Source organism: Streptococcus sp. WM07 (genome assembly GCF_004570525.1).
Taxonomy (GTDB): domain Bacteria; phylum Bacillota; class Bacilli; order Lactobacillales; family Streptococcaceae; genus Streptococcus.
On record NZ_SPPZ01000216.1, the window covers coordinates 1 to 417 of the forward strand.

Consider the following 417-nt stretch of genomic DNA (forward strand, 5'->3'; position numbering starts at 1 on the left):
GGTTAGGAGTGGAAGTTGTGTGAGCAATGTAGCGGACTAATACTAATAGCTCGAAGACTTATCCGAAGTCAAATGAAGAAATGACAAACTCAGAAGCGAGTTGAGGTTAGACTTGATACTTTTGGATTTGACATCCTAATATAGTTATTCAATTTTGAGTGTTCTTAACACTCGCTCTACAAGATTTTGTAGAGAACCATCAATGATAATTTGTATGAGTTCAAGGAATCCAGTCGAGGTAAATCTAAGGAATATCGAGATGCAGATGACGCTGAAATCACCAAATTATTACAGAAAAGAGTTAAGTGACGATAGCCTAGGAGATACACCTGTTCCCATGCCGAACACAGAAGTTAAGCCCTAGAACGCCGGAAGTAGTTGGGGGTTGCCCCCTGTGAGATAGGGTAGTCGCTTAGC

Annotated in this window: 1 rRNA gene; it reads left to right on the forward strand. The window is 41.0% G+C overall.

Annotation, left to right across the window (positions count from 1 at the left end):
- The first annotated feature begins 301 nt into the window (after positions 1 to 301).
- Positions 302 to 417, forward strand: a 5S ribosomal RNA gene (gene rrf, locus E4T71_RS09065).